Source organism: Criblamydia sequanensis CRIB-18, from assembly GCF_000750955.1.
Classification (GTDB): Bacteria; Chlamydiota; Chlamydiia; order Chlamydiales; family Criblamydiaceae; genus Criblamydia; species Criblamydia sequanensis.
On sequence record NZ_CCEJ010000007.1, the window covers coordinates 145,042 to 167,943 of the forward strand.

17 protein-coding genes are annotated in these 22,902 nt (G+C 38.5%); 8 read left to right on the plus strand and 9 right to left on the minus strand.

Annotated elements, in window-relative coordinates:
* Window positions 1–6 precede the first annotated feature (6 nt).
* The 3 genes from CSEC_RS07710 to secA form a co-directional block, all read right to left on the minus strand.
* The gene (locus CSEC_RS07710) at window positions 7–597 is read right to left on the minus strand and encodes a hypothetical protein (RefSeq protein ID WP_041017873.1); all 591 of its coding nucleotides are present in this window, start codon (window positions 595–597) and stop codon (window positions 7–9) included.
* A 103-nt stretch (window positions 598–700) separates the two neighbouring features.
* On the minus strand, window positions 701–1,978 hold the full coding sequence (locus CSEC_RS07715) for a hypothetical protein (RefSeq protein ID WP_041017874.1): 1,278 nt from the start codon (window positions 1,976–1,978) through the stop codon (window positions 701–703).
* Window positions 1,979–2,141: 163 nt separating this feature from the next.
* Entirely contained in the window at window positions 2,142–5,210 is a 3,069-nt protein-coding gene (gene secA / locus CSEC_RS07720; RefSeq protein ID WP_041017875.1) for a preprotein translocase subunit SecA, read from the minus strand.
* 283 nt (window positions 5,211–5,493) lie between these two features.
* Here secA and CSEC_RS07725 point away from each other — a divergent pair, with 283 nt between their 5' ends.
* Window positions 5,494–6,225, plus strand: a complete 732-nt coding sequence (locus CSEC_RS07725) for a Bax inhibitor-1/YccA family protein (protein ID WP_041017876.1) — start codon at window positions 5,494–5,496, stop codon at window positions 6,223–6,225.
* Window positions 6,226–6,241: 16 nt separating this feature from the next.
* Here CSEC_RS07725 and CSEC_RS07730 read toward each other — a convergent pair whose 3' ends face one another.
* Window positions 6,242–7,138 (minus strand): phosphatidylserine decarboxylase, encoded by an 897-nt coding sequence (locus CSEC_RS07730; RefSeq protein ID WP_041017877.1) that lies wholly within the window; start codon window positions 7,136–7,138, stop codon window positions 6,242–6,244.
* Window positions 7,139–7,344: 206 nt separating this feature from the next.
* Here CSEC_RS07730 and mnmE point away from each other — a divergent pair, with 206 nt between their 5' ends.
* The 3 genes from mnmE (at window position 7,345) to CSEC_RS07745 (ending at window position 10,068) form a co-directional block, all read left to right on the plus strand.
* Window positions 7,345–8,721, plus strand: a complete 1,377-nt coding sequence (gene mnmE, locus CSEC_RS07735) for a tRNA uridine-5-carboxymethylaminomethyl(34) synthesis GTPase MnmE (protein ID WP_041017878.1) — start codon at window positions 7,345–7,347, stop codon at window positions 8,719–8,721.
* A gap of 9 nt (window positions 8,722–8,730) precedes the next feature.
* Window positions 8,731–9,354: an endonuclease III gene (nth, locus tag CSEC_RS07740; protein WP_041017879.1), complete on the plus strand. Its 624-nt coding sequence runs from the start codon at window positions 8,731–8,733 to the stop codon at window positions 9,352–9,354.
* 63 nt (window positions 9,355–9,417) lie between these two features.
* Window positions 9,418–10,068, plus strand: a complete 651-nt coding sequence (locus CSEC_RS07745; protein ID WP_079978012.1) for a superoxide dismutase — start codon at window positions 9,418–9,420, stop codon at window positions 10,066–10,068.
* Window positions 10,069–10,116: 48 nt separating this feature from the next.
* Here CSEC_RS07745 and ruvA read toward each other — a convergent pair whose 3' ends face one another.
* From ruvA to CSEC_RS07760, 3 genes are read right to left on the minus strand one after another with little or no spacing between them, the layout of a single operon-like run.
* Window positions 10,117–10,725: a Holliday junction branch migration protein RuvA gene (gene ruvA / locus CSEC_RS07750; protein WP_041017880.1), complete on the minus strand. Its 609-nt coding sequence runs from the start codon at window positions 10,723–10,725 to the stop codon at window positions 10,117–10,119.
* 15 nt (window positions 10,726–10,740) lie between these two features.
* The gene (ruvC, locus tag CSEC_RS07755; RefSeq protein ID WP_041017881.1) at window positions 10,741–11,235 is read right to left on the minus strand and encodes a crossover junction endodeoxyribonuclease RuvC; all 495 of its coding nucleotides are present in this window, start codon (window positions 11,233–11,235) and stop codon (window positions 10,741–10,743) included.
* A complete protein-coding gene (locus CSEC_RS07760; protein ID WP_041017882.1) occupies window positions 11,235–14,588 on the minus strand; it encodes a hypothetical protein in 3,354 nt (1,117 codons plus the stop codon). The genes ruvC and CSEC_RS07760 overlap by 1 nt, the downstream gene beginning before the upstream one ends.
* Before the next feature lie 267 nt (window positions 14,589–14,855).
* On the opposite strand from CSEC_RS07760, the gene waaF reads away from it, so the two are divergent.
* From waaF to CSEC_RS07780, 4 genes are all read left to right on the plus strand, one after another.
* Entirely contained in the window at window positions 14,856–15,929 is a 1,074-nt protein-coding gene (gene waaF / locus CSEC_RS07765; protein WP_041017883.1) for a lipopolysaccharide heptosyltransferase II, read from the plus strand.
* On the plus strand, window positions 15,926–17,290 hold the full coding sequence (locus CSEC_RS07770) for a UTP--glucose-1-phosphate uridylyltransferase (protein WP_053331895.1): 1,365 nt from the start codon (window positions 15,926–15,928) through the stop codon (window positions 17,288–17,290). The genes waaF and CSEC_RS07770 overlap by 4 nt, the downstream gene beginning before the upstream one ends.
* Window positions 17,291–17,388: 98 nt before the next feature.
* The gene (locus CSEC_RS07775) at window positions 17,389–18,411 is read left to right on the plus strand and encodes an NAD(P)H-dependent glycerol-3-phosphate dehydrogenase (protein ID WP_041017884.1); all 1,023 of its coding nucleotides are present in this window, start codon (window positions 17,389–17,391) and stop codon (window positions 18,409–18,411) included.
* A 12-nt stretch (window positions 18,412–18,423) separates the two neighbouring features.
* On the plus strand, window positions 18,424–19,923 hold the full coding sequence (locus tag CSEC_RS07780; RefSeq protein WP_041017885.1) for a bifunctional ADP-dependent NAD(P)H-hydrate dehydratase/NAD(P)H-hydrate epimerase: 1,500 nt from the start codon (window positions 18,424–18,426) through the stop codon (window positions 19,921–19,923).
* Here the strand turns inward: CSEC_RS07780 and CSEC_RS07785 are convergent.
* Both CSEC_RS07785 and CSEC_RS07790 read right to left on the minus strand, forming a co-directional pair.
* Window positions 19,920–21,377 (minus strand): coiled-coil domain-containing protein, encoded by a 1,458-nt coding sequence (locus CSEC_RS07785; protein ID WP_041017886.1) that lies wholly within the window; start codon window positions 21,375–21,377, stop codon window positions 19,920–19,922. The genes CSEC_RS07780 and CSEC_RS07785 overlap by 4 nt on opposite strands.
* A gap of 152 nt (window positions 21,378–21,529) precedes the next feature.
* A complete protein-coding gene (locus tag CSEC_RS07790) occupies window positions 21,530–22,849 on the minus strand; it encodes a glycosyltransferase (RefSeq protein WP_041017887.1) in 1,320 nt (439 codons plus the stop codon).
* Between the last annotated feature and the right edge of the window lie 53 nt (window positions 22,850–22,902).

A 22,902-nucleotide genomic window follows, 5' to 3' on the forward strand; every position in this document is an offset into this window, starting at 1 on the left:
CTTTTTTTAAAGGGTTATCTTTTCAACTAGAGTCTTCTCTTCAGAAACCTTCCATAAAAGAATTTCTTGAAGAAGGTGAGTATATAAAGAAACCTGATCCGGGGTATAAAGCGAGGATTCTTTTAGCTTAACCGCTCTTGCCGTAAGGTAGTCTTTTAGAATTCCTCTTATTTTTTTGATGTCAGCTAAGCTATCCGGATTCACTGCAAAAAAGTTTACCGCTGAAAAGCAAATTCTTTCTAACCTTTCGTCATTAAGGATAGTAGAATAATAGATTCTAGGAGGAAATAAAACGATCGAGTCCTCATCAGCCTTAACTGTATTTCCTCGCATTATCGTAAACGTTTTAACTGCAAAATATTGAACTTTAACGATTTTTCCCCTGTATAAAGGGTCCTTTTGCGAGGATAATCTCCAAGAAATGCCGTCATAAAAAAAACTTGCTTGCGGATTAGTTTCGGTTTCTATCTGAACAAATACATAGTAGGGAGAGTTTTTTTCGTATGCCCTATCTTTTAATTCTTTAAAAGTTTCCTGCGTATAGATGTCTTTATTATCCCAAGAAAAAGAAGGGCTAAGGGCCGGGTCATGAATCATAAAAAACCATAAAAAATTAAGATACTATTAAAATTAAATAATAATATAAGTTAAAACAAATAAAAAGGCTAAGGTTTTAATTCCTTAGCCTTAGTTTAATTTATTATGATCTTGTGAAACTTACTTGGCCGTGGATAACTCGAATTTTCCTCGGTCCCATTGAAGTTGAAACGATTGGCATGTCACTATAACCAACAACTGGAGGTAATTGCCCGTTATTGGTAATACGGCCAAGAAGGGCATGGCCATAGGTATCTATCCCAATTCCCGGCAATATAGGGGTATTTCTGGCACTGCTTTGAACTTGACTCCAAAGTTGAGGCGTAGCCGGTTTAGCTGCTGGATGAATGTCGGCTTTAATCTCTAACGAATGAGAATAATTATCGACAATCACTTTAGCAAGAGTAAGCCTTCTATTATCAAAAGAAGTTAAGCCGTCTTTTGGGTCATCGGATGCAACCATTTTAACTGTTTTTAGGTTTGGCTTTTTCGAATCCCAACCTCTTGTACGTAAGTGCTCCTGAAGACTTACAGCTTCTTTCTCTTTCTTTACTTTTTCGCTTAAAACGCCTTTTCTATTCATCAGCTTTTCAAGACTGTAGTCTCTCTCTGGCTGATAAGGGGTAAAAATAGGCGTCCCATCCGATAAGCTTTCAGATATACGCTTTTGAGAAAAGAGAATGTTGCTGATTTCTTCACCCCTAAGAGTAACGCCTGTTTGCGTCGCTTGCGGAGGAGGCGCTGAAACCAAACTTAAAGGACGGCTTGGTCCAATAGGGGGGCCAGAAGCTCTTACAGCAGGTTTTACAGGCCCAGCATATTCTTCCTCTTCTTCCCCGTCAAATCTGCTCCGAACAGGAGAATCTTGCGAGCTTCTAAGAGGAGAGTCTTGTTTTGGTCGGCTTGAAACCCTGGCCTTTTTAGCCTGTTTTAATTCTTTAGCTCTTAGACGAATATCAAGTTCAGCTTCACCGTTACTTTCGCTAGAATTAGAATCTGTAGTTTTTTTTCTTACCTGGAAAGAACCCTTTCTTTTCCTTGAGTTAAAAACTGGAGCTGCTATTTCTTCTTTTTCACCGATTGAAGAGGAAGGTTGATCTCCTTGTCCAATAGAAACTTCTTTAACAGATTTCCTTAAGATTTGAGCCGGCTTTGAACTTCTAATGAAAGATTCAATAGAGGCTGAAGTTTCTTCTAATTCCCTAGAGGTTACCTCGACTCTTTCGTATGGGTCTGAAAATGAGGGTTCCGGATACTCAAGCTTGCTTGGGGCAACCCAATCGCTTTTTGAACTTTCAGATAAGTCTCCTGAAAAACTAATAGGAGTATCCGGCGTCCATGCCTTAACCACTCCATCACTAAAATGAGTACGAAAATCCATTTTTATACTCCTTAACATTTTTTTGTAAATATTATAAACTATTATTTAATTAAAAACAATTATTTATATTAATAAAAAAATGTAAAGATGTTTTGCGGAATAAAAAAAGCGAAAAATTAATTAATAATTTTTCGCTTTTAAGAAGGATGAAGCAGTTATAAGTTTATTCGAGATCCTTGCCGCAGCATTTTTTATATTTTTGACCGCTTCCACAAGGACAAGGGTCATTTCGACCCACTTTCGGGCCTACAGTGATAGGCTCTAACTTTTCAGCTTCTTGAGAAGACTCCCTTTCCCCATTTTTCGGGGGGAGGGTGCCTTGCGACTCATCGAGCTCATCCATAAAGGATCTCGATCTTTCAAGTTTTAGAGAAGCTAAGAATCTTTCAAGGGCTTCGTGATTGCGAGGCATCATTTCAAATCGGAAGAGATCTTGAGCGATCATAGACCTAAGAGTTCTTCCAAACTCATCAAAAGTATTAAAAGCTTCGTGCTTAAACTCGGTTAAAGGGTCTCTTTGTCCGACAGTTCTAAGATTCACATCGGCTCTTAAGTGATCCATGGTTAGAAGATGTTCAATCCATAGTTGATCGATCTTTCGAAGCATGATATTTCGAATAGCTTCATCGACTTGTTTCTCTGGATTTGGGACAATCCCTCTTGCGGCTTCCGGCAAATTAATTTTATTTACTTCTTGATTGATTTTTTGAAAGAAGGACTTTTTAATTTTCTCGAAAGCTTTTTGCTCCAGCTCTTCAAACTCCATCGAATCTTCTTCGAATTCCCCTTCATCAAAAGAAAGGGGAAACTTTCTTTGCAAAATATCTTTAAAGCCGGAAACGCTTCTATGTTCATCGCTTCTACTTGCAAGATATTCATCGGCTGCTTGTTTAACGACTGCTTCTAGAATTTCCAAAGCTAATTGATCAATTTTTTCTTCGTGGAGAATTTCATTTCGAAACGCGTATACCTCTTGTCTTTGTTTGTTCATGACATCGTCATATTCAAGAGTGTGTTTTCTTATGGTGTAATTCCTTTGCTCCACTCTTTTTTGAGCGGTTTCAATTGAGCGGTTCAAAATACCAGCTGAGATGGGCTCGCCTTCAGGAGGTCTAAATTTTTGAAGAATGGCAGTCATTCTCGGCGAAGCAAAAAGCCTTAACAAATAATCTTCAAAAGAGATGTAGAACTTAGAAGTTCCGGGATCTCCTTGTCTTGCACTTCTTCCCCTAAGCTGACGGTCAATCCTTCGAGATTGGTGCCTTGTCGTTCCAATAACATGCAAGCCGCCAAAACCTGCCACTTTTGGCCCAAGTTTAATGTCGGTTCCTCTCCCTGCCATATTGGTTGCGATGGTGATCGCTTTTTCAAAACCGGCTTCTGCTATAATTTCAGCTTCTTTTTCATTATGACGGGCATTAAGTACCGTGTGAGGCAAGTTATTTTGCTTAAAAATACGGGATAACTTTTCTGAAGCATTAACAGAGTCCGTTCCTATAAGAATCGGTCTTCCTTTTTCGTGAACTTCTTTGACTTCTTTTAAAATGGCGTTATACTTTTCTCTTTCCGTCATATAAATTTCATCATCGGAATCTCGCCTTTGAGCCGGTTTATGCGTCGGAATTTCCAAAACGTCCAATTTATAGATTTGCTTAAACTCTCCGGCTTCAGTTGCGGCAGTGCCCGTCATCCCGGCAATTTTATCATACATCCTGAAGTAATTTTGCAAGGTGATGGTGGCATACGTTTGAGTTTCTTTTTGGACAGCGACCCCTTCTTTAGCTTCGATAGCTTGGTGCAAGCCATCTGAAAAGCGTCGGCCGGGTTGAGGCCTTCCGGTATTCTCGTCGATGATGACGATCTTGCCTTCCTGGACTATGTAATCGACATCTTTTTCCATCATAAGATGGGCCCTTAGAAGCTGTCTTAAGTTGTGGGCTCTTTCTTTTCTCTTAAGATCCTCTTCTTGTAATTTAAGACGGGCTTCGATCTTGCCTTCCGATGAAAGTTCGACGTCATTATCTATTTTGGCATACTCTTCACCAAGGTCGAACATTACAAAGTCATCGGCGCTGCCTTGTTCGCCGGCAAATTCATTCCAAGCTGCGATCCCTTTGTCTGTGAGCTCAAAATCATTCGCTTTTTCATCGACAATTAGATAAAGCTCGGATAAGACGTGCTTTCGCTCTTCCTTATTTTGTTCCGCATAGTAATATAAATCGCATTTGTCAAGAGCTGCCCTAAAATCCGGGTTTTCTTTTACGCGCTTTAAAATTTTGTTTCGAGGGGTTCCTTTTCCGACAAGCCAAAGCCTTCGAACTGCTTCTTCTTCATTTCGAAGCTCTTCTTTAGACTTCTTTCTCTTTTCTTCAACGTTTGTATTTTCAACGTCTTCTTTGATGACTTTATAAGCTTCGCTTGCAATTTTATTGCAAAGGTCTCTTTGTCTTTTAACGAGGTTGGCAACTCCCTCTTTTAATTCATCATACATTTGCCGGCTGACAGGAACCGGACCCGAGATGATAAGAGGAGTTCTCGCTTCATCGATTAAAATGCTGTCCACTTCGTCGATAATAGCAAAATAATAACCTCTTTGGACTTGTTCTTCCCGGGACATAGCCATGGAATTATCGCGCAAATAATCAAAACCAAATTCAGAAGCCGTTCCATAAACGACATCGTGGGAATAAATCGACTTTCTCTCTTCCGGCGGGACATCGTTTGTTAAAGCAGCTGTTGTAATTCCTAAATAGCGGAGAACAGACCCGACCCACTCGCAGTCTCTTTTTGCAAGGTAATCGTTCACAGTGACAAGATGGACGGGCCTTTCGGTGAGAGCGTTTAAGTAAAGGGGCATAACGGCGGTGAGTGTTTTTCCCTCGCCTGTCTGCATTTCGGCAATGCATCCTTTATGCAGGGCAATTCCCCCTACAATTTGGACATCATAAGGCACCATGTCCCATTTCTGATCATAGCCTGAAACATGGACTTCCATTCCGGCCATGCGCCTGCAACCGTTTTTTACAACAGCATAAGCTTCAGGAAGAAGGTCATCAAGGGATTCTCCTGCTCGTATCCTTTTTTTAAACTCATCGGTTTTAGCTTTCAATTCAGCGTCGCTTAAATGAAGCAATTTTTCTTCTTCTTGGTTCACTTTCGCGACAAGCTGGCGGTATTTTTGAACTAGCCTATCTTGCCGGCTTCCGAATATTTTTTTTAAAAATTGAAACATGGAACCGCACTTATATTTGAGTTTTAAACTATTCAGTTTATGGCATAGCCCTTTTTTTCATCAAGTAAACTTGAAAATATTCACTCTAATTTTAAAAAAAGTGTAAAAGGAAACAAAAAATTGAAAATTATCCTTTAAAAATCTCTTTGATCTTGCTTTTGAATGGCAAAAGGGGAGAAAATAAGTTTTTAATAATGACAGAACAGGTGTTAAATTTGTTTAATTCGGTTTTGTTTTTTTAAATGACCTTTGAAAGAACTTATCATTAAGTAGGGAGAATCTCATGCGTACTTCAAATCCTGCACTCCAAGACGACACTTTTTATAGGAGCCGTGTTATTGGCGTTGAAACAATGACGGTTCCGGGCGTCATCATGAAAACAATCCTTTCTTTGCTTCTATTGCTTCTCACTGCCGGATTCACCTGGATGCAAGTAAGTCAAAATCCGGCATCTGCAACCCCATGGATGATGGGAGGATTAATTGCCGGCTTTATTATAGCGATGGCGACTGTATTCAAAAAGGAATGGTCGCCTGTCACAGCTCCGCTTTATGCCTTGGCTGAAGGGTTATTTATTGGCGGCGCTTCCGCAATTTTGGAGCAAGCTTATCCGGGCATTGCTTTTCAAGCGGTTTCTTTAACCTTTGGAACCCTTTTTGCCATGCTTCTTGCCTATAGATCCGGGCTTATTCCGGTGACGGAAAAATTTAAGCTTGGCATTGTGGCGGCAACCGGCGGAATTGCGATTGTGTACCTTGTAGCTCTTGTCCTTAGCTTTTTTGGCATTAACTTAGCTTTTGTCTATTCGGGAGGAACTTTTGGTATCTTGTTTAGTCTTTTCGTTGTGACGATTGCAGCACTTAATCTTGTGCTCGATTTTGATTCCATTGAGCAAGGGGCTAAGATGGGCGCGCCAAAATATATGGAGTGGTATAGCAGCTTTGCTCTTATGGTCACGCTTGTTTGGCTTTACATCGAGTTTTTAAGACTGCTTGCCAAAATGCGAGAAAGATAGTCGATAGTAAGCCCCATTAATTTGGGGCTTTTCCCATTCTTTCCCCCATAACGCAAAGCGTTTCAAGGCCTTCTTTTGTATTCTTAAGCAGGTCTTCATCAAACAGTATTTTTCCGGGCTCAAAAAGTAAGATAAGAGCAGAGCCTCCAAATGAAAAATACCCTTTCTCGTCCCCTTTTTTAACAGGCCCTTCTTGAAAAGTTTCGTGAATGGATCCGACAAAAGTGGCCCCGACTTCAAGGTACTGGATGAGTCCAAAAACTTGAGAGTCAATTTCTGTTATTTTTCGTTTATTTTCTTGGAAGATGGAGATGTTTTGACGAAGCGCGATCGGGTTTACCGAATAAAGTGAACCCTTAACCAAGGATGGTTTAGAAGCTATGCCATCGCAAGGGAAATGAAAACGATGATAATCGACGGGACAGAGTCTTGCTAAAAGTAAAGAGCCTTTTTCGTAGCGTTTGGCAAGAATCGGGTTATTTAAAAGAGTGCTTAGGGTAAATTTTTTTCCTTTAACTAGAAAGCCGTCTGTTTCAGCAATATTTTGAAACGCAAGATACCTTGCATCAGCCGGTGCTGCAAAATCTTTTTGAGACGGGGCAATAGGCCTCGCTTCCTTTTTTAATTGACGGATGAAAAAATCGTTAAAAGAGCTAAAAGAATTAGGATCTTTGAGAAATTCTTCAGTATCGATTTCATACTTTTTTATGAAGGGGAGGACTTTTCTTTTAGAAAGCAAGCTGCTTTGAGAAACTCCATAGAGATAGGAGAAAAAAGGGACGTTGGAAATTAAATTTTTAATAAAATTTCCAATAAAGGTGCCTCCGTAAAGGAAGGATAAAAAATTTTCACCATAGATTTTTTCTTCCCTGACCATCCCGGCTTTCCGGTCAAAATAAAGAAGGGGTTTCATAAAACAAGGAACTCTTTAAATGTAATACCTAAATAGACTTCTTTCGAAACTCGTTTTTGTTGGAAAATGAGTCTTTTAAACAATCGAAAGAAACCTATAGTAAACAATCAATAACCTTATTGTCAAATAAGTTAAAAAAACTCTTTAGAAGCATAAAAACTTTAATTTTGATAAAATTTTTTTTCTAAATAAATAGAGCACCCTTTATGCATTTTTCTAATCAGCCCTACCGGCCGGGCGAAACAATAGCCGCCGTGGCCACGCCTCCCGGTGAAGGGGGAGTCGCCATGATCCGAATCTCTGGAGATGATGCCTTTGAAGTTGCGGCCAAAGTTTTTTCCGGCAACCTAAAAAGGTATCAATCCCATACCGCCCATTATGGTAAAATTTTGAATACGAATGGCGAAAAGGTGGATGACGTTCTGATTTTGCCTATGAAAAAACCTAAAACTTTTACAGGGGAAGATGTCGTTGAGATTTTTTGCCATGGGGGAAGCTTAATTACAAGGCGCGTTTTAGAGACTGTTTTAAAAGCAGGCGCAAGAGCTGCTATGGCAGGGGAGTTTACTTTCAAAGCTTTTATTAATGGAAAAATAGATTTAGCCCAAGCTGAAGCCATTCAAGATCTCATTTGCGCAAAAAATGAAAGGGCATTAGAGGCTGCTGAATCACAGCTTGAGGGCAAACTATCGAAACAAATTCTTAAGTTCCAAAACGAGCTTATTGGCTATGCCGCCATATTAGAAGCATGGGTTGATTTCCCAGAAGAGGGTTTAGAATTTGCTCCCATCGAAGAAGTTATTGCTGCCATAACTTCCATTCATCAAGAGATAGAAAAGCTCATCTTCTCTTTTCATGAGGGAAGAATTATCCATGACGGGTTAGCGCTATGTCTTGTCGGAAGCCCGAATGTTGGAAAGTCTTCTTTAATGAATGCGCTTTTAGATAAGGATCGCGCCATTATTTCAGATATCCCCGGAACTACAAGAGATGTCATTGAAGATCATTTACGGTTAAATGGTATTAACTTAAGAGTGATAGACACAGCCGGTATAAGGGAAGCTAAAGAAGCCATTGAAGCAGAAGGGATCAAAAGGACTCACGACATTATAAATAAAGCCGATTTAATCCTTTTGGTTCTCGATGCCACATTAGGGACGGATGGAGTTGATAAAAAGTTGTTTGAGCTGCTCGATAAAAAAAGAACGATTGTCGTTTGGAATAAAACCGATTTGCCTCATGAAACCTTGCCTCAAGTAGACATCCCTCATGTTGTCTTTATTTCCGCTAAAAATAAAGAAGGGCTTGAAAAGCTTCACCAAGCGATCGATGAGGTTATTTGGCAAGGGTCGATCCCTTCCAAAGAAGAAATTTTAGTTACTAATGTCCGGCATAAGGAAGCTCTTTCAAACGCCGCTCATTCCCTTAAGGCACTCATCGAAGGGTTAAACCAAGGGACTTCTCCTGAATTTTTAATGATTGAAATGAGATCGGCTTTAAATGAGCTTGGAAAAATCATCGGTTTTGATGCCGGTGAAGATATTCTAACCGCCATTTTTTCAAAATTCTGTATCGGAAAATAAGCGGAAAAAATGAAAAGAGAAGAAAAAGCAAAAAAAATCCTTAAGATTTTAAATGAGCTATTTCCAAAGCCTGAAATCCCGCTGACCCATAGAGATCCTTATACCTTTCTAATAGCTGTTATCCTTTCGCAGCAATGCACCGATGCCAGGGTCAATCAGATCACACCCCTTCTTTTTGAAAAAGCCAAAACCCCAAAGGAAATGGTTAAGCTTGGTGAAAAAAAGATAGAAGACCTAATTAGACCGGTCGGCCTTGCTAAAACAAAAGCTAGAAATATTTATGAGCTCTCAAAAATATTAGTTTCTTCTTATGATTCCGAAGTGCCTAAAAGTTTTGATGAGCTCTTGGCTCTTCCGGGAGTTGGCCGAAAGACAGCTTCTGTTTTAGTCTCTCAAGCATTTGGAGAAGATGCTTTCGCTGTAGACACCCACATCCATAGGCTTGCTAAAAGATGGGGATTAACTAGAGGAAAGAATAGGGAAGAAACAGAAAATGATTTGAAAGCCGCTTTTCCAAAAAAAACATGGAGCCAAGTCCATTTGCAAATGATTTATTTTGGAAGATCCTATTGCCCTGCAAGAAATCACAATCCGGCAGATTGTCCGATATGCAGCTGGGCTATGGAAAAATAAAGATTTTCTTTTCCTTAAACCCGACCGTTCATTATTTTGAAATAAATGAAAAGGGGAACATTTATGGGAAAGTTTTTCATCCAACTAAGCTTTATTTTTCTTTTATCGCAATCTCTTGTTTTTTCTGACTATCAAGCCAAAGACTATGCCTATCTGATTGGCAATATTCAAGGCCTTGATGATGAGCTTTTAAAAATGCATTTTAAGCTCTATCAGGGCTATGTTTTAAATTCAAATAACCTCCTAAAAAAACTCCAGGCTTTGAATGAAAGCGGTCAAAATAAGACCCCTGAGTTTGCAGGTTTAAAAAGAATGCTCGGCTGGGAATTTGATGGGATGCTTTTGCATGAATATTATTTTGATAATCTTGGAAAATCCGAAAATCCTAAGGATTCACCCCTTTTAAAAAAGATAGAATCTGATTTTGGCAGCTTTGATAATTGGAAAAAAGATTTTGTAGCAACGGGCGCCATGCGGGGTATTGGCTGGGTTGTGGCCTACATTGATCCAAAAGAAGGTCGTTTGATTAACCAATGGATTAATGAACATGATGTAGGCCATCTTGCTGGCGGAAAGCCTTTACTTGTCATGGATGTTTTTGAACATGCCTATATCACCCAATTTGGACTTGACCGCGCCAAATATATTGAGGTGTTTTTTGATAACATCAATTGGAAAAAAGTCAATGAGCGCCTAACAACAGCTAAAAGTTAAAACCCTGCAAAAAAAAGGTTTCTGAAAATGAAATCTTTTTTTCTAACTTTAGATATTTTTTAATGACAATGTAATTAGTTTTGCAAGTTCGACCTCTTCTCCGCCTTGAAGAAGAGCTTTTTGAATGGCCTTTTGAGCATGCGCTTCTTTGTAACCTAAGTTTAGCAAGGCAGAAAGGGCATCATAGGCTAGATCTTCTTTAGAATTTTTAGCCCCTATTTTTAAAGTGTATTGGTCTGCTAATCGATTGGTCCCAACAGGAAGCTTATCTTTAACCTCCAAAATCAATCGCTCCGCGGTTTTTTTGCCGATGCCAGGAACTTTGGAGAGAACTTTATCATCTTCACGTCTAATAGCCGCAATCAAATCCTCGTAGGATAGATGCCCAATTAAGCTAAGAGCTGTCTTGGGTCCAATTCCGCTCACGTTCAACAAGACTTCAAAAAGATCCCGCCCTTCCTGATTTATAAAGCCATATAGGGCATGAGATTGTTCTCGTACGACAAAAGAGATAAATAAAAAAACTTCTTCGCCGGTGGCGCCAAGCTCCCCAAATAGGTTTGTCGGGATAAAAATTTTATAGCCGATTCCGTTCGCTTCTAAAACAGCGAAAATCGGGGATGAAAAGATTAGTTTACCGCGAATATGGGCGTACATAAGGGACCTAAATGTTTAAAAATGTTGAGCTCTTAAGCCGGCGCATAAAGCTAAGCTTAAAGCGTCGGATGCGTCAAGGGGTTTTGGCATTTCACTAAGATTAAGAAAATGCATGACCATTTTTTGCACCTGTTCTTTACTTGCGCTACCATGGCCGACAATTCCTTTTTTAGCTTCTGTCGGTGAATATTCAAATAAGGGAATATTAAGCTTTCTTGCGGCCACCATGATGGCGCCTCTTGCCATGCCAAGTTTAAGGGCGCTTCCGCAATTTTTACTGACAAACTGAGTTTCAATGGCCATTGCATCAGGCTTAAAACGTTCGATAATAGAACTCACGCTATCGAAAAGAATTAAATACCTGTCCGGCAGGGGAAGAGCAGGAGGCGGCCTTACGCAGCCGTAATCTAAAGCTGAATAACTATTATTTTCAAAAGAGACGAGGCCATAGCCTGTGACTCTAGTACCAGGATCAATCCCTAAATAAATTTTTCCTTTTTTGGATTCCATTAGTCGAACAAATTATTTCTTGGTCGATTTGTATGCTGATTTAAGTCAAATAAATTTTGATATACCGTTCCAGATTTAGGAGGGTTAGCCTTTGGCTCTTCCAAGAGCTTTATTTCTTCGGTTTCTTTTAATTCTTTATTTTCGGTTTCTTCTTCAAAAGGCTTCTCATCTTCCAAAGAAGGGAGCTCATCGCTTAAACCTTCCTCTTTAGGGGACTCTTCTTTTATTTCAGTATTTAATGAGACGCCAAGACCCTTCAGAAGGTTTTGCAATTGATCAAGCTTAGTCTTTTGTTCTTTAAGGCGAGCATTTTCTTCCTGAGCCCATTTTAGCTCTTTCATTGATTTTGCGTAAAGTTCCTGAAACTCGGTTATTTTTTTTTCTTTCAAAAGCTGATCTTCTAAAAGTTTTTGCTTTATGCTTTCTTGTTCTTTTGATTCGGCTTCTCTTGAAATTAATGCCTCTTGAAGTTTTGCATCACGCTCTTTTCCCTCATTTTGTAAGTCTTGAAGGGTTTTACGGAGCTCTTCATGCTTTTCTGAAAGAAGAGTGATTTCTTTTACCTTCTTCGCAAGATGCTGCTGCGCAATCACAGCTTTTTGATCGCTTTCATCGGATTTCTTTTTTAGGGCGATAATCTCTTCTTGGTGCGCTTTTTTCTCATCGAGTATTTTTGCTTTCTCTTCCTTTAAAGCTTCAAGAATATCGATCTGATTTTCGAGTTCATTGCTTTTTCTTTCATTCGTTTGAGACTCTTTTAAAAGCTTATCCTCTAATTCAAGAATGTAACTTTCTTTCTTATTTAGCTCTAGGGAGAGATTTTTTAGATTTTCTTCAACAAGACGACCCTTTTCTATCTCTTCGTTTTTTTGGCCGATTTCAAGATCGCGCTCTAGTATGCTTTTCTCAAGTTTTTCTATAAGCGCGATTTTATCCCTCAAATTTTCTAATGCTTCTTTCAAGTCAATTTCAAGTTTAGCATACTCATCAAGGGATTCTTGCTTTTCTAAAATTTCTTTTTGTTTTTTATTTAGCTCTTCATCAAGTTCTGCGACCTTGCTATGATACTGTCCTTCTCTTGCTGCAAGAGAAGCTTTGAGATCCTGAATGCTTTTTTTAAGTTTTTCCTCTTTCTCTTTAAGCTCAAGCTTTTCTTTCTCTCTAGCTTCTTTTTCCTGAAGAAGATCGTTTAGGGAGGCTTCTTGCTCGGCAAGCTTGTTATTGGAGTGAATAAGCTCTTCTTTGCAAGACTCTAACTCTCTTTTTAAAATAGCTTTTTCAGATTCAAGAGCTTGATAGGATTGGGAAATTTTCTCTAAGGCTTCTTGATGGGACCTCCCTTCCCTTTCTTTTTCTTCAAGTATCAACTGATGGGATTTTAAGGTCTTAAGGGATTCTTTGAGCTCGTTTTCTAGGGAATGGATGCAAAGTTTAGCGTCATTTGCTTCTAAAGTCATGCTTTCTAAAGCAGAATTTTTAGAATGATGGGCGCTTTCTTCTTTTTGATATTTTTCCTCTAGCTGCTTATAGGAAGCCTTTAGTTTTTCATATTCGTTTTTTTGCAGGAGGTGGTTATTTTTCTCTTTTTCATAAAGCTCCTCAAGGTTTTGTAGAGCGTTATCCAAAGTATCAATCAACGTTTGCTTTTTTAAATCAGCTTTTTCTAAAGACGAGATTTTAAAATTAGCCTCTTCAAGCTCTTCCTCAATATGGGAATGATTTTGATGCGACTCAACGAGGCTTTTTATTTCAGGTTCAAGTTCATTTATACGGGTGTTTAGACTTACGATTTTATTTTTTGCCTCGACAAGTTCAGACTCCAAATTCTTTTGATAAATTTTAGCGTCAGCTGCCTCTTTTTCCAAGATCACTTTTTGCTCTTGAAAAACATGAAGTTCATTTAAGAGATTTTCTGTTAAAGATTCCTTCTCTTTTAAGCTATTTTCAAGCTCCGAAATGACTTCAATCCGACTTTCAAGTTCATTTTGAATGCTGTTATTTTCTTTGAGAGCAAGAGAAAGAGATTCTTTTTCTTTATCATTTACTAGCTTTAAAACTTCGATTTCGTGAAGAGCATCGAAAAGCCGTTGCTTTAGTTCGCTAAACTGCTGAAGAAGTGTTTCCATCTCTTTTTGAACTTCTTCTTTGCCTTTGATAGCGCTCTCTTTTTCTTCGAGAAGGATTTTGAGAGCTTCAATTTCTTTATTTTTTTCGTTTAGCAAAGCGTCTTTCTTTTCAAAGTGGGAAGATAGATTTTCATACTTTTCTGCATGTTGGTTTTTAAATTGCTCATTTTTTTGAAATTGTTCTTCAAGCTTTTGATTTTCTGATTTTAAATGGTCTAATTCTTTTAAGAAGGCCTCAATTTTATTATCTTTTTCTTGGATGAGAAGCTTATCTTTTAAGAGCTCTTCTTTTAATAATTTGATTTCGCTTTGGATTTCTTGCTTTTCACAACTTAGTTCGAGGACATGAGATTTCGTATGGTCTAGACCCTTCTCAAGCAGGCTCATCTCATCTTTAGACTGCTCAAGAAGCATTTGCATGTTTTGCAACTCTTGCTCATACTGCTTTTTTTCAAGCTCTGACTCTTCTGCTTTTTCTCTTAAGAATTGAATCGCCCTTTCTAATTGATCGCTATGGCGTTTGTGCTCTTCTTCCCGTTCAATAAGAGTTTTAAGATTTAGCTCGGTTACACGGGATGACTCTTCTTTTTTCTGGAGGGAAGTTTCAAGGTCTTTGATGATGATTTGCGCTTTTTCGTAATTGGATTGGTACTCTTTAAAGTTGGAGAGTTGTTTTTCCCTGAAAGATAAAAGTTCAATGTATTTTTCAAGCCTTTGTTTATTTTTTATCGATTGATTTTTCTCTTCTTTGAGCTCGGTTTTTGTTTTGCTAAGCTCATGTTGCAAGCTGGAAAGATAGCTCAATTGAGACTCTTTTTCTTGATATTCCTGCTTTAAAGTTTCGTTTTCTTTTTCTAAAAAAGAAGCCTTTAAAAGAATTTCTTCAAGTCTTTTTCTTGTTTCTTCATTTTCTCTTTTAGAGCTTTCAATGAGATTGCGTAAGATTTCTTGTTGCCCTTTGTAGGTGTGTATTTCAGCATCCGTCTCAATGAGTTTTTTTTCAGCAGCTTCATACTTTTTTCTTGCTTCTACATAAAGTTCTTTGAGGTGCAGTGCTTCTCCAGGAGTTTGGGACATGGATTCTTTCTCTTTAATCATTTTCATTTCATGTTGAAGGAGGGCAAGATCGCGTTGTCTTAGCAAGAGATCTTTTTCAAGATCGCTAACACTCTCTTGTCCGCTATCCCCTGAGGATAAAGTTTTTTTTTGAGCTTCTTCTTGGTTCAAAGCGTAATCTCCTTTGCCAATCCCACAAATTTTATGGATACTATTTTGGATGAATCGTCAGGATGAGAATTTTATTTTTTTCATACAAGCTTTATGTTCTTTAAATAATATTACTTTCAATCCCTTTTCAGCTAAAGAAAAAGAATTTTATCTAGAATTAAAACCCAATTTGTGACCTATAATAGTTCAGTACTTGGGTTTAAATAAGCTCAATCGTAGAAGCTATTATTCTATAGCAATTTTTAATTTTTATTTTTGGCGAATTTAATGATGCACATCGACTTAAAGGCTGAACAGTTTGAGAAAATTATCATTCGCATGCCTAATTGGATAGGCGATCTCATTATGGCCACCCCGCTCATAAAAGATCTTCGCCATTTTTTTAAAAATGCTGAGATTACGGCCATGTGCCAATCAAACGTAGCTCCCTTATTAGAGAAAGACCCGAATATCAATGAGATCCTTAGTTTTAAAAAAATAAACGGGTGGATTCAAGGGCCGCGAAATGACATCATTGATCCTTTGAAATTCGGAGGCTTTGACTTAGGGATACTTACCACCAATTCCTTTTCTTCTGCATGGTGGTTTTATAGAGGAAATGTAAAAAATCGCATCGGTTTTAAAGGGAGATTTAGATCTTGGCTATTGACAGTCCCTCTTAATTTCCCTGAAAATAAGGAAGCCCAACATCAGATTTTAACTTATAAAAAACTTTTAGAACCCCTTGGCATTCCGGTCTCTCAAACTAAGCCTTACCTTTATTTGGACGAATCTGAAATTCTTAGAGCTAAAGCCCTATTGGATCGTTTTAAGGTTATTCCAAAAAAAGATATTCTTGTAGGTATAAACCCGGGTGCCGCTTATGGAACGGCAAAGTGCTGGCTGCCTGAGAGGTTCCAGGAAGTGACAAGAAAGCTTTTAACCCATCCTGATTTAAAAATTGTTTATTTCGGCGATATGGCTAATCAAGAACTTGTCCAAAAGATTGTAGACCCTCTTGATGAAGAAAGAGTCATAAATCTGGCAGGTAAAACTTCTTTAAGAGAATTTATAGCGCTTATATCCCTTATGGACGTATTTTTAACAAACGATAGCGGACCTATGCATATCGCCTCTGCCTTGGAATTGCCTGTCCTTGCCCTTTTTGGATCGACAAGTACGATAAAAACAGGGCCTTACGGTAATTTTAAGGTAATCCAAAAGAAGGTTTCATGTTCACCTTGTTATAAGAGGGTTTGTCCTATAGACTTCCGTTGTATGACCCAAATTTCCTCAGATGAGGTTTATAAAAGTTTGTTAGAAATGATCCGGAATTCAAATCAAGCTCTTAAAGTGATATGATTGCGTCAGACTGTCTGCAAAAATTAAAAAGTATCGGGGAGGAAAAACTCTTAATCGATTTTGAATCTCTTAATGATGCGGACAAAAAAACGCTTTTAAAAGATATTGAAAACCTTGATCTTGACGTTCTTAAAGAGCAAAAAAGAATTTTACGCACGAGAAATGACGCTCAGGCACAAATAAATTTTAAACCTATTAAAAACCCCTATCAGAGTCCAAATCAATCCTTTGAAGATAAAGGGAAAGAGCTAATATCAAAAGGGCTAGTCGGCTGTCTTGTTGTAGCTGGGGGTCAAGGAACAAGACTTAAGTTTGATCATCCTAAAGGCTTATTTCCCGTAACTCCTGTCTTAAAAAAAAGCCTCTTTCAGCTTCTTTCTGAAAAAGTTCTTAAAGCTTCTGATCAAGCGAAAGAAAAATTGCCTTTGGCTATTATGACCTCATCTATCAATGAAGAAGAGACAAAGCAGTTTTTTAAAGAAAACCGTTTTTTCGGAATGGAAGAAAAAGACCTTGATTTCTTTACTCAGCCCAATCTTCCTGTCCTTGATAATCAAGGTTCGTTATTTCTTGAGAGCAAATGTAAAATTGCTAAAGCTCCGGATGGAAATGGATCTTCCCTTCAGGCTTTATATAAAAGCTGCGTGTTCTCAAAATGGAAACAACGAGGAATACGTTATTTGCTATTTATATTGATTGATAACCCGCTGGCAGACCCATTTGATAAAGAACTTGTTGGAATGGCGGCGGAGTTAAAGAGCGATGTCACCATCAAATGCGTCCAAAGGATCGACCCGGACGAAAAAGTCGGGGTCTTTATTCAAGATCAAGATAAAACAAAAGTAGTAGAGTATAGCGAGTTTCCAAAAAACCTCTATGAAGCCAAAGTAAATGGGGCTTTCCTTTTCCCCTATGCCAATATCAGTTACTTTTGTTTTGACCTGAACTTTATTGAATCTCTTGCCAATATTACTCTTCCGATGCATTTAGCCTTTAAATCAGTTCCCATTTATTCGAGAGAAAAAGAGGCTATCGTAATCAGTAAAGAACCTTTTGCTTGGAAGTTTGAAAAGTTTATTTTTGATGTTTTACCTTATGCAAAGGTTGATCTTCTTCTCGAGGAGAGGAAATTTTGCTACAGTCCTTTAAAAAATAAGGAAGGGAATGCAAGTCTTAAAACTGTTCAAGAAGATTTAATGGCTCTTGATAAAATAAAAATAGAATCAGTCACAGAGACAAAAGCTCCTGATATTCAACCGTTTGAAGTAGATCCTGCCTTTTATTACCCGACTTCTGAATTAAAAAAGAAATGGCACAAAAGATCCATACCCTTAAAAGCTTATATCTCCGCAAGGGATTAAAAGGATAAAAAAGTTTTAATCGCTTATAAGCAAACTTAGATTAGTATTGTAATAAAGTTAATAACAAGCGAGCTGCTTTCACTTTTTTGGAATTTATAATGTTATTAAAAACTGATAAAAAATTAAAAATTGGCTACCTAGGAACAGGTTCTTGGGGTTTTTGCTTAGCTTCTCTTTTAGCCTCGAAAGGGTATGAAGTCATTTCCTGGTCAAGCCGTGAAGATTGGGTAAAGCAGCTTCAGCTAACCCGAGAGCATGAACTTTTGCCCGGGCATCGCTCTCCGGGGGAGATGAGCTTTACAACAAATCTTAATGAAGTTTTAGACGGCGTCGATGTTCTTATTGAATCGGTATCATCAAACGGGGTAAGGAACGTTCTTGAAAAAGTTAAAGCTATTGGCATGCCTTCTTGTCCTTTAATTTTAACATCTAAAGGGATTGAGCAAAAAACCGGTTTAATCCTCCCGGAAGTTGCCATACAAGTCCTTGGGGAATCCTTTCGGGATCAGGTGGGTTTGCTATCCGGTCCAAGTTTTGCCCATGATGTGATCCGCGGGCTTCCGACTTCTGTTGTCGGAACCGCTTACACAAAATCGGTCATGCATTTTGTCTCCGAACTTTTTGGCACTCAAAATTTTCGAGTCTATCCAAATAGCGATATCAAAGGCGTGGCTTTCGGGGGAGCTTTAAAAAATGTGATTGCCATCGCTTGTGGAATTGCGGAAGGGCTAGCCCTTGGATTTAGCTGCCACGCAGCTTTAATGACAAGGGGCTTGCATGAGATTAGAAAATTGGCTACAGCATCAGGATGCCATCCAGAAACTTTATATGGCCTGTCCGGGATGGGAGATCTTTGTTTGACTTGCGGGTCTTTGATGAGCCGGAATTTCAGATTCGGCCATCTCTTAGCAGAAGGGTATACACCCGATCAAGCCAAGGAAAAAATTGGCATGGTTGTGGAAGGTGCTTATGCCACTATTTCTGCCTTTGAACTCAGTCAAAAAATGAAGATCACCATGCCGATAACAGAAGCTGTTTATCACATCTTACAAGGAAAGCTTCAGATTAAAAAAGTGGTGATGGAGCTTATGCAAAGAACGATAAAAGAAGAACATTTATAAGAGAATAACCTTATGAAAGTCGTTTCATCCTCTGAGATGGCCCGCTTGGAAAAGAGCGCCTATGGTCTTGGCTATAAAGATGAAGATTTTATGTCGAATGCTGGCATGAAAGTTTCTCAGCATGCCATTGATTGGGTTAATGAAAAAAAATTAGAAAAAAAATGCCTTCTTCTGATCGGTAAAGGAAATAATGGAGGGGATGCGGCCGTTGCGGCAAGCGTTCTTTTAGAAAAAGGTTTTCAAATAGTAGCGCTTCTTGCGTCGCCCTTAGAAAGCGCAAGCCCGCTTTGTCAAAAAAAGGTGAAGAACCTAATGAATAAAGGGGTTAAAGTTAGGCACTATGACCCTGAAGAAGACTTCCCGATACCGGCAGGCGGTTTTATTATCGATGGTCTTTTTGGAACGGGTCTAAAAGAAGCTCCAAAAGAGCCTTATGCCTCTCTTATTGAAAAAGCGAATGCTTCAAGGCTCCCTATTCTGTCGGTAGATATTCCATCCGGGGTTAATGGAGATACAGGCGTTGTAAAAGGAGCTGCTATAAAGGCTAAAAAAACTGTTTTTTTAGGTCTTCCCAAAATCGGTTTTTTCATCAATCAGGGCTTTGAACATATAGGTGAGTTATCTTACGCAGACTTTGGCTTGCCGAATTCTTTAATCGAAGAAGTAAAAAGCCCTTACATTTATATCACAAAAGAAGATGTGTTTAATAACCTCCCCAAAATTAAAAGAACGCGCCATAAGTATGAAGCGGGTGCCGTTTCGATTGTAGCCGGCTCTAAAGAAATGCCGGGGTCTTCTTTATTAGTCGCTTCCTCCGCTTTAAGATCCGGAGCCGGTATGGTGCATTTATTCCATCCCGCGGGGATTGAAAATTTATTAGCGGCAAGCTTATATGAAATTATCAAAGTCCCTTTCAATGTTAAGGAAGGCAAGACCTTAGCCTTAGAGCTAAATAAAGCCTCTTGCATAGCCATAGGCCCGGGACTTGGCCAATCAGATGAGGTCGTGGAATTTTTTAAGGATTTAATCTCAAAAGTAGATAAACCCCTAGTCCTTGATGCCGACGCTTTGAACATAGTAGCTAAAAATGCTTTTCCCCTACCTAAAGGTAGTGTATTGACACCCCACCTTGGAGAGATGAGAAGGCTTTTAGAAACCTTGGAAAAAGAACCTGTGGATGAAAAATTTCTTGAAAAGTGTCAGCTTTATGCCAAAGAGAAAGGGGTTCTTCTTATTCTTAAAGGAGCTCCGACTTTCATATTCATAAAAGACAAGATTTATATAAGCGCTTTTGGCGATCCCGGAATGGCGACTGCCGGCAGCGGAGATGTTTTAACAGGGCTTATAGCAAGCTTTATCGCTCAAGGGTTAGAAATTGAGAAAGCGGCCTATATAGCTCCTGCTTTTCACGGCATGGCAGGTGAAAAAGCGGCAAAGGCTTTAACTTCGTATTGTGTAATAGCAAGCGATATCTATAGTCACTATAGCGACGTCTTTAAAGAAGCTCTCTAAGGGTTGTTTGCTTCACGAATCTTGTCTGCAAGAAACTTTTGATAAACCGATTCTTTAGAGGAAATAATAGTGCTCTTATCAGAAGTTGCCCAAGCCTCTTTTAATTCATGAAAAGTCTTAATTTTAGAGCCCCCTGCATCGAAACCTAAAACTTTAACAGACCCTGCCATATGGATCTTGTCGCGGCCCTCAAAAGTCATACCTTTATAATTAGTTAGTTTGATACCGAGAGGTGACTCCGTGTCGCAGTAAGAAAAAATATTTTGAGAGAACTCCATTTTATTTTTATGCAAAGACCCTTTAACTGAGGTGGGTTTTCCCTCTTGACCGCTTCCTAAAATAAAAACAGACCCGCCTTTAGGACTTTCAGAAGGGAGCCAAATAGCTAAGGATTCTTTTAAATGGATTTCGAAATTTCCTTTTGCGTCGCAAATAAACGAAGTAATTTTTGTTCCCTCATCAAAGCGCTTGAAAAGAGATTTCCAAAGAAAAGCCATATCTTCTTGACCGGTATGCTGCTCGATTGCTTGATAGAGATCCACAAGAGGTTTATGCTCTTCAACAGTTGGGGCTGCAGCTTCAGAAAGACCTTGAGCTTCCAATTCTTTTTTGAGCTCTTTCAGCTTTTTTTCTTCAGTTCCGCAGGCATTGGTTAAACAGGCATCGCTTTGAATCTTTTGAAGCGCTTCCTCTATTTCTTCTTTTAAAGACGCGATGACTTGTTTGTTGGCTGTTTCTTGCTCCTGTAAGGAGATTTTTTCTTTGTTCAACTCTTCGTATTTAGTCTCTAGCTCTCTAATAGAAGCAAGCAAGGGATGATCGCTTTTGTCATTATTGGATTCAAGGTCTGCAATTACCTGATCGAGCTTATCAAAAGCAAAAGTTTCATCTAAAGATAGAATTTTTTTCTTTGCTTCTTCTTTGGCTTTACTTGAAATGAATCCTTTAACAGAAGCAAAAAAGCCGGAGGTGGCTTGTTTATAATCTTTAGCACTTCTTAAAAGCTCATCTTTGGCCGCTATTTTTTCAGCTATGGAGTCTTGATTTTCTAAAATCTTAGTTTCATTTGATAATTTCTTTAGAGCCAAAGCTTCGTTTGAAGTATTAAACGCATCCCGTCTATTTAAAAAGTTCTTAGAAAGATTTACAATATTTTCAACTGATTCGTTTTTAATTTTGTAAGCATCGGTAATTTTTTTGATGGCATTTTCAAAAGCTTCTTTTCTTGATTTAGAAAATAGAAATACGATTTTCTTCCAGAATGAGCAGAAAAAAATGCGAATTTTTGAAAGGGTTGCTAAAAAGAGTCCTTTAGACGAGTTTTGAAATAGATTAGAGGGGATTTCTACATCTTTAGTGGGGTTTTCAATAACTGTGTTAATTAAACGTTCCATTTCAGGAAAGTTATAATAGTTACCAGTTTGGAAGCATTCAGATAGTTGTGTAGAATTCATGAGAAACTCTTTTATTAAAAATTACGAAATTTTAATCCAAATAGTTTTTTATTTCCACTAGGATCTATAATATCGAATTATTCTAAATATTGTTCTTTAATATTCTGTTAAGATTTAGAAAAAAACATTTAAATTTAGTTGCTTTTTTTATCCTAGATAGTATTTTTCTCTCCAATTACTAGGTTTATTAACTGTTTGGCTAAAAAATTTCTTTTATATTTCTCTAAAAAAGAGTCATTTTCGAGTAATGGTTTTTCCTTTTTGTCCTCAAGAATGTTGAGTAAAAAACTATAGATGTTGGCGGCATTTCCTAAAGAAAGTCCGGCTTTTGCTTCCAATATAAGCTTTTGTGACGCTTCGATTTTTTCGCAACCTATGGATAAAATGGGCGTTTTTGAAAATAAATACTCGAAAATTTTCCCTGTAAGCACTCCATCAATATTCGGGTCATTCCAGGGGAGAAAAAGAAGGTAGTCCGCATCCCGTTGCATTCGAAGAGCCTCAGGACGGCTTAAAAATCCCGGCATTTTCACCCAGTCCCCAACTTTATACTGTTCAATTAAAGAGCTTAGGTTTGCTTGATAAGGTCCTGGGAATAAGACTTCCAGTTTATTAAGTAAAGGTCGACTCGAAGGAGAGGAGGCGATCTTTTCAATAGCTGCAAAAAGGGGACTTGGGTCTCTTTTTCCAAGGTAAATCGTCCCCGTATGGACAATTCTAAGTTTCCCATCCTGTGGAAAAATGGGGCGTTTATCCAGGGTTTTTAAATCCTCCGGGTCAAATCCATTTTCAATGACATGAACCTTGTTAAGTCCATGTAATTTTTCAAGAACGCTTGCAAAAGGAGAGGAGACCGTCGTTATGAAATCCGCATTTTTCATGAGCTTTTTCTCAAAATAGGGCTCAAGTAAATTAAAGGGAAATATTCCGGGGTAAATAAAGCTATTACTCCAAGTGTCTCTAAAATCTGCAATCCAAGCTCTAGCAAGTTTCTTCTTTTTGAGCTTGTCTGCTAAAAAGTGAACCGTATAAGGGCCCGATGTGCTGACCACAAGATCCCAAGGTTCTTCTTTAGATAGTTCATCCCAGGCTCTTTTTTTCCAGAAATCCAAAAAATCTGGCATGCGGCACGAGTTAAAAATCCCTTTTGAGTGACGAAGGGTGTTAAAAAAAGCAACAGCCTTTCTTTTTAAATAATTTTTTATTGAAAAGAAGCGGGTTGAATCTTTAATTTGCGGCGGCTCCCCTTGATATGAATGTTTTAATCGCCTAAGCCAGGAAGGAAGATCGACTTCAATCACACTGTATCCGGGATTTTCAAAATCCAAGTCCGTGCTGCTTATCTGTTTACCAGGCGTTAAAACCGTTACTTGATGGCCAAGAAGCGTCCAATATTTTGCCCATGAATAAGGCCGGAGTGATGCAATTGAATTTTGAGGGGGAAAAAAAGCGGTCAAAATTAAGATTCTCAAAGTAAATCTCTCCAATAAAATTAAAACGAGTATAGGAAAGAGAGCTATTTTTT

What these genes read in the sequence shown, in the direction of transcription:
- CSEC_RS07710 (WP_041017873.1), bottom strand. Translation starts at nt 597, where the DNA reads ATGATTCATGACCCGGCCCTTAGCCCTTCTTTTTCTTGGGATAATAAA.
- CSEC_RS07715 (WP_041017874.1), bottom strand. Translation starts at nt 1,978, where the DNA reads ATGGATTTTCGTACTCATTTTAGTGATGGAGTGGTTAAGGCATGGACG.
- secA (WP_041017875.1), bottom strand. Translation starts at nt 5,210, where the DNA reads ATGTTTCAATTTTTAAAAAAAATATTCGGAAGCCGGCAAGATAGGCTA.
- CSEC_RS07725 (WP_041017876.1), top strand. Translation starts at nt 5,494, where the DNA reads ATGCGTACTTCAAATCCTGCACTCCAAGACGACACTTTTTATAGGAGC.
- CSEC_RS07730 (WP_041017877.1), bottom strand. Translation starts at nt 7,138, where the DNA reads ATGAAACCCCTTCTTTATTTTGACCGGAAAGCCGGGATGGTCAGGGAA.
- mnmE (WP_041017878.1), top strand. Translation starts at nt 7,345, where the DNA reads ATGCATTTTTCTAATCAGCCCTACCGGCCGGGCGAAACAATAGCCGCC.
- nth (WP_041017879.1), top strand. Translation starts at nt 8,731, where the DNA reads ATGAAAAGAGAAGAAAAAGCAAAAAAAATCCTTAAGATTTTAAATGAG.
- CSEC_RS07745 (WP_079978012.1), top strand. Translation starts at nt 9,418, where the DNA reads ATGGGAAAGTTTTTCATCCAACTAAGCTTTATTTTTCTTTTATCGCAA.
- ruvA (WP_041017880.1), bottom strand. Translation starts at nt 10,725, where the DNA reads ATGTACGCCCATATTCGCGGTAAACTAATCTTTTCATCCCCGATTTTC.
- ruvC (WP_041017881.1), bottom strand. Translation starts at nt 11,235, where the DNA reads ATGGAATCCAAAAAAGGAAAAATTTATTTAGGGATTGATCCTGGTACT.
- waaF (WP_041017883.1), top strand. Translation starts at nt 14,856, where the DNA reads ATGATGCACATCGACTTAAAGGCTGAACAGTTTGAGAAAATTATCATT.
- CSEC_RS07770 (WP_053331895.1), top strand. Translation starts at nt 15,926, where the DNA reads ATGATTGCGTCAGACTGTCTGCAAAAATTAAAAAGTATCGGGGAGGAA.
- CSEC_RS07775 (WP_041017884.1), top strand. Translation starts at nt 17,389, where the DNA reads ATGTTATTAAAAACTGATAAAAAATTAAAAATTGGCTACCTAGGAACA.
- CSEC_RS07780 (WP_041017885.1), top strand. Translation starts at nt 18,424, where the DNA reads ATGAAAGTCGTTTCATCCTCTGAGATGGCCCGCTTGGAAAAGAGCGCC.
- CSEC_RS07785 (WP_041017886.1), bottom strand. Translation starts at nt 21,377, where the DNA reads ATGAATTCTACACAACTATCTGAATGCTTCCAAACTGGTAACTATTAT.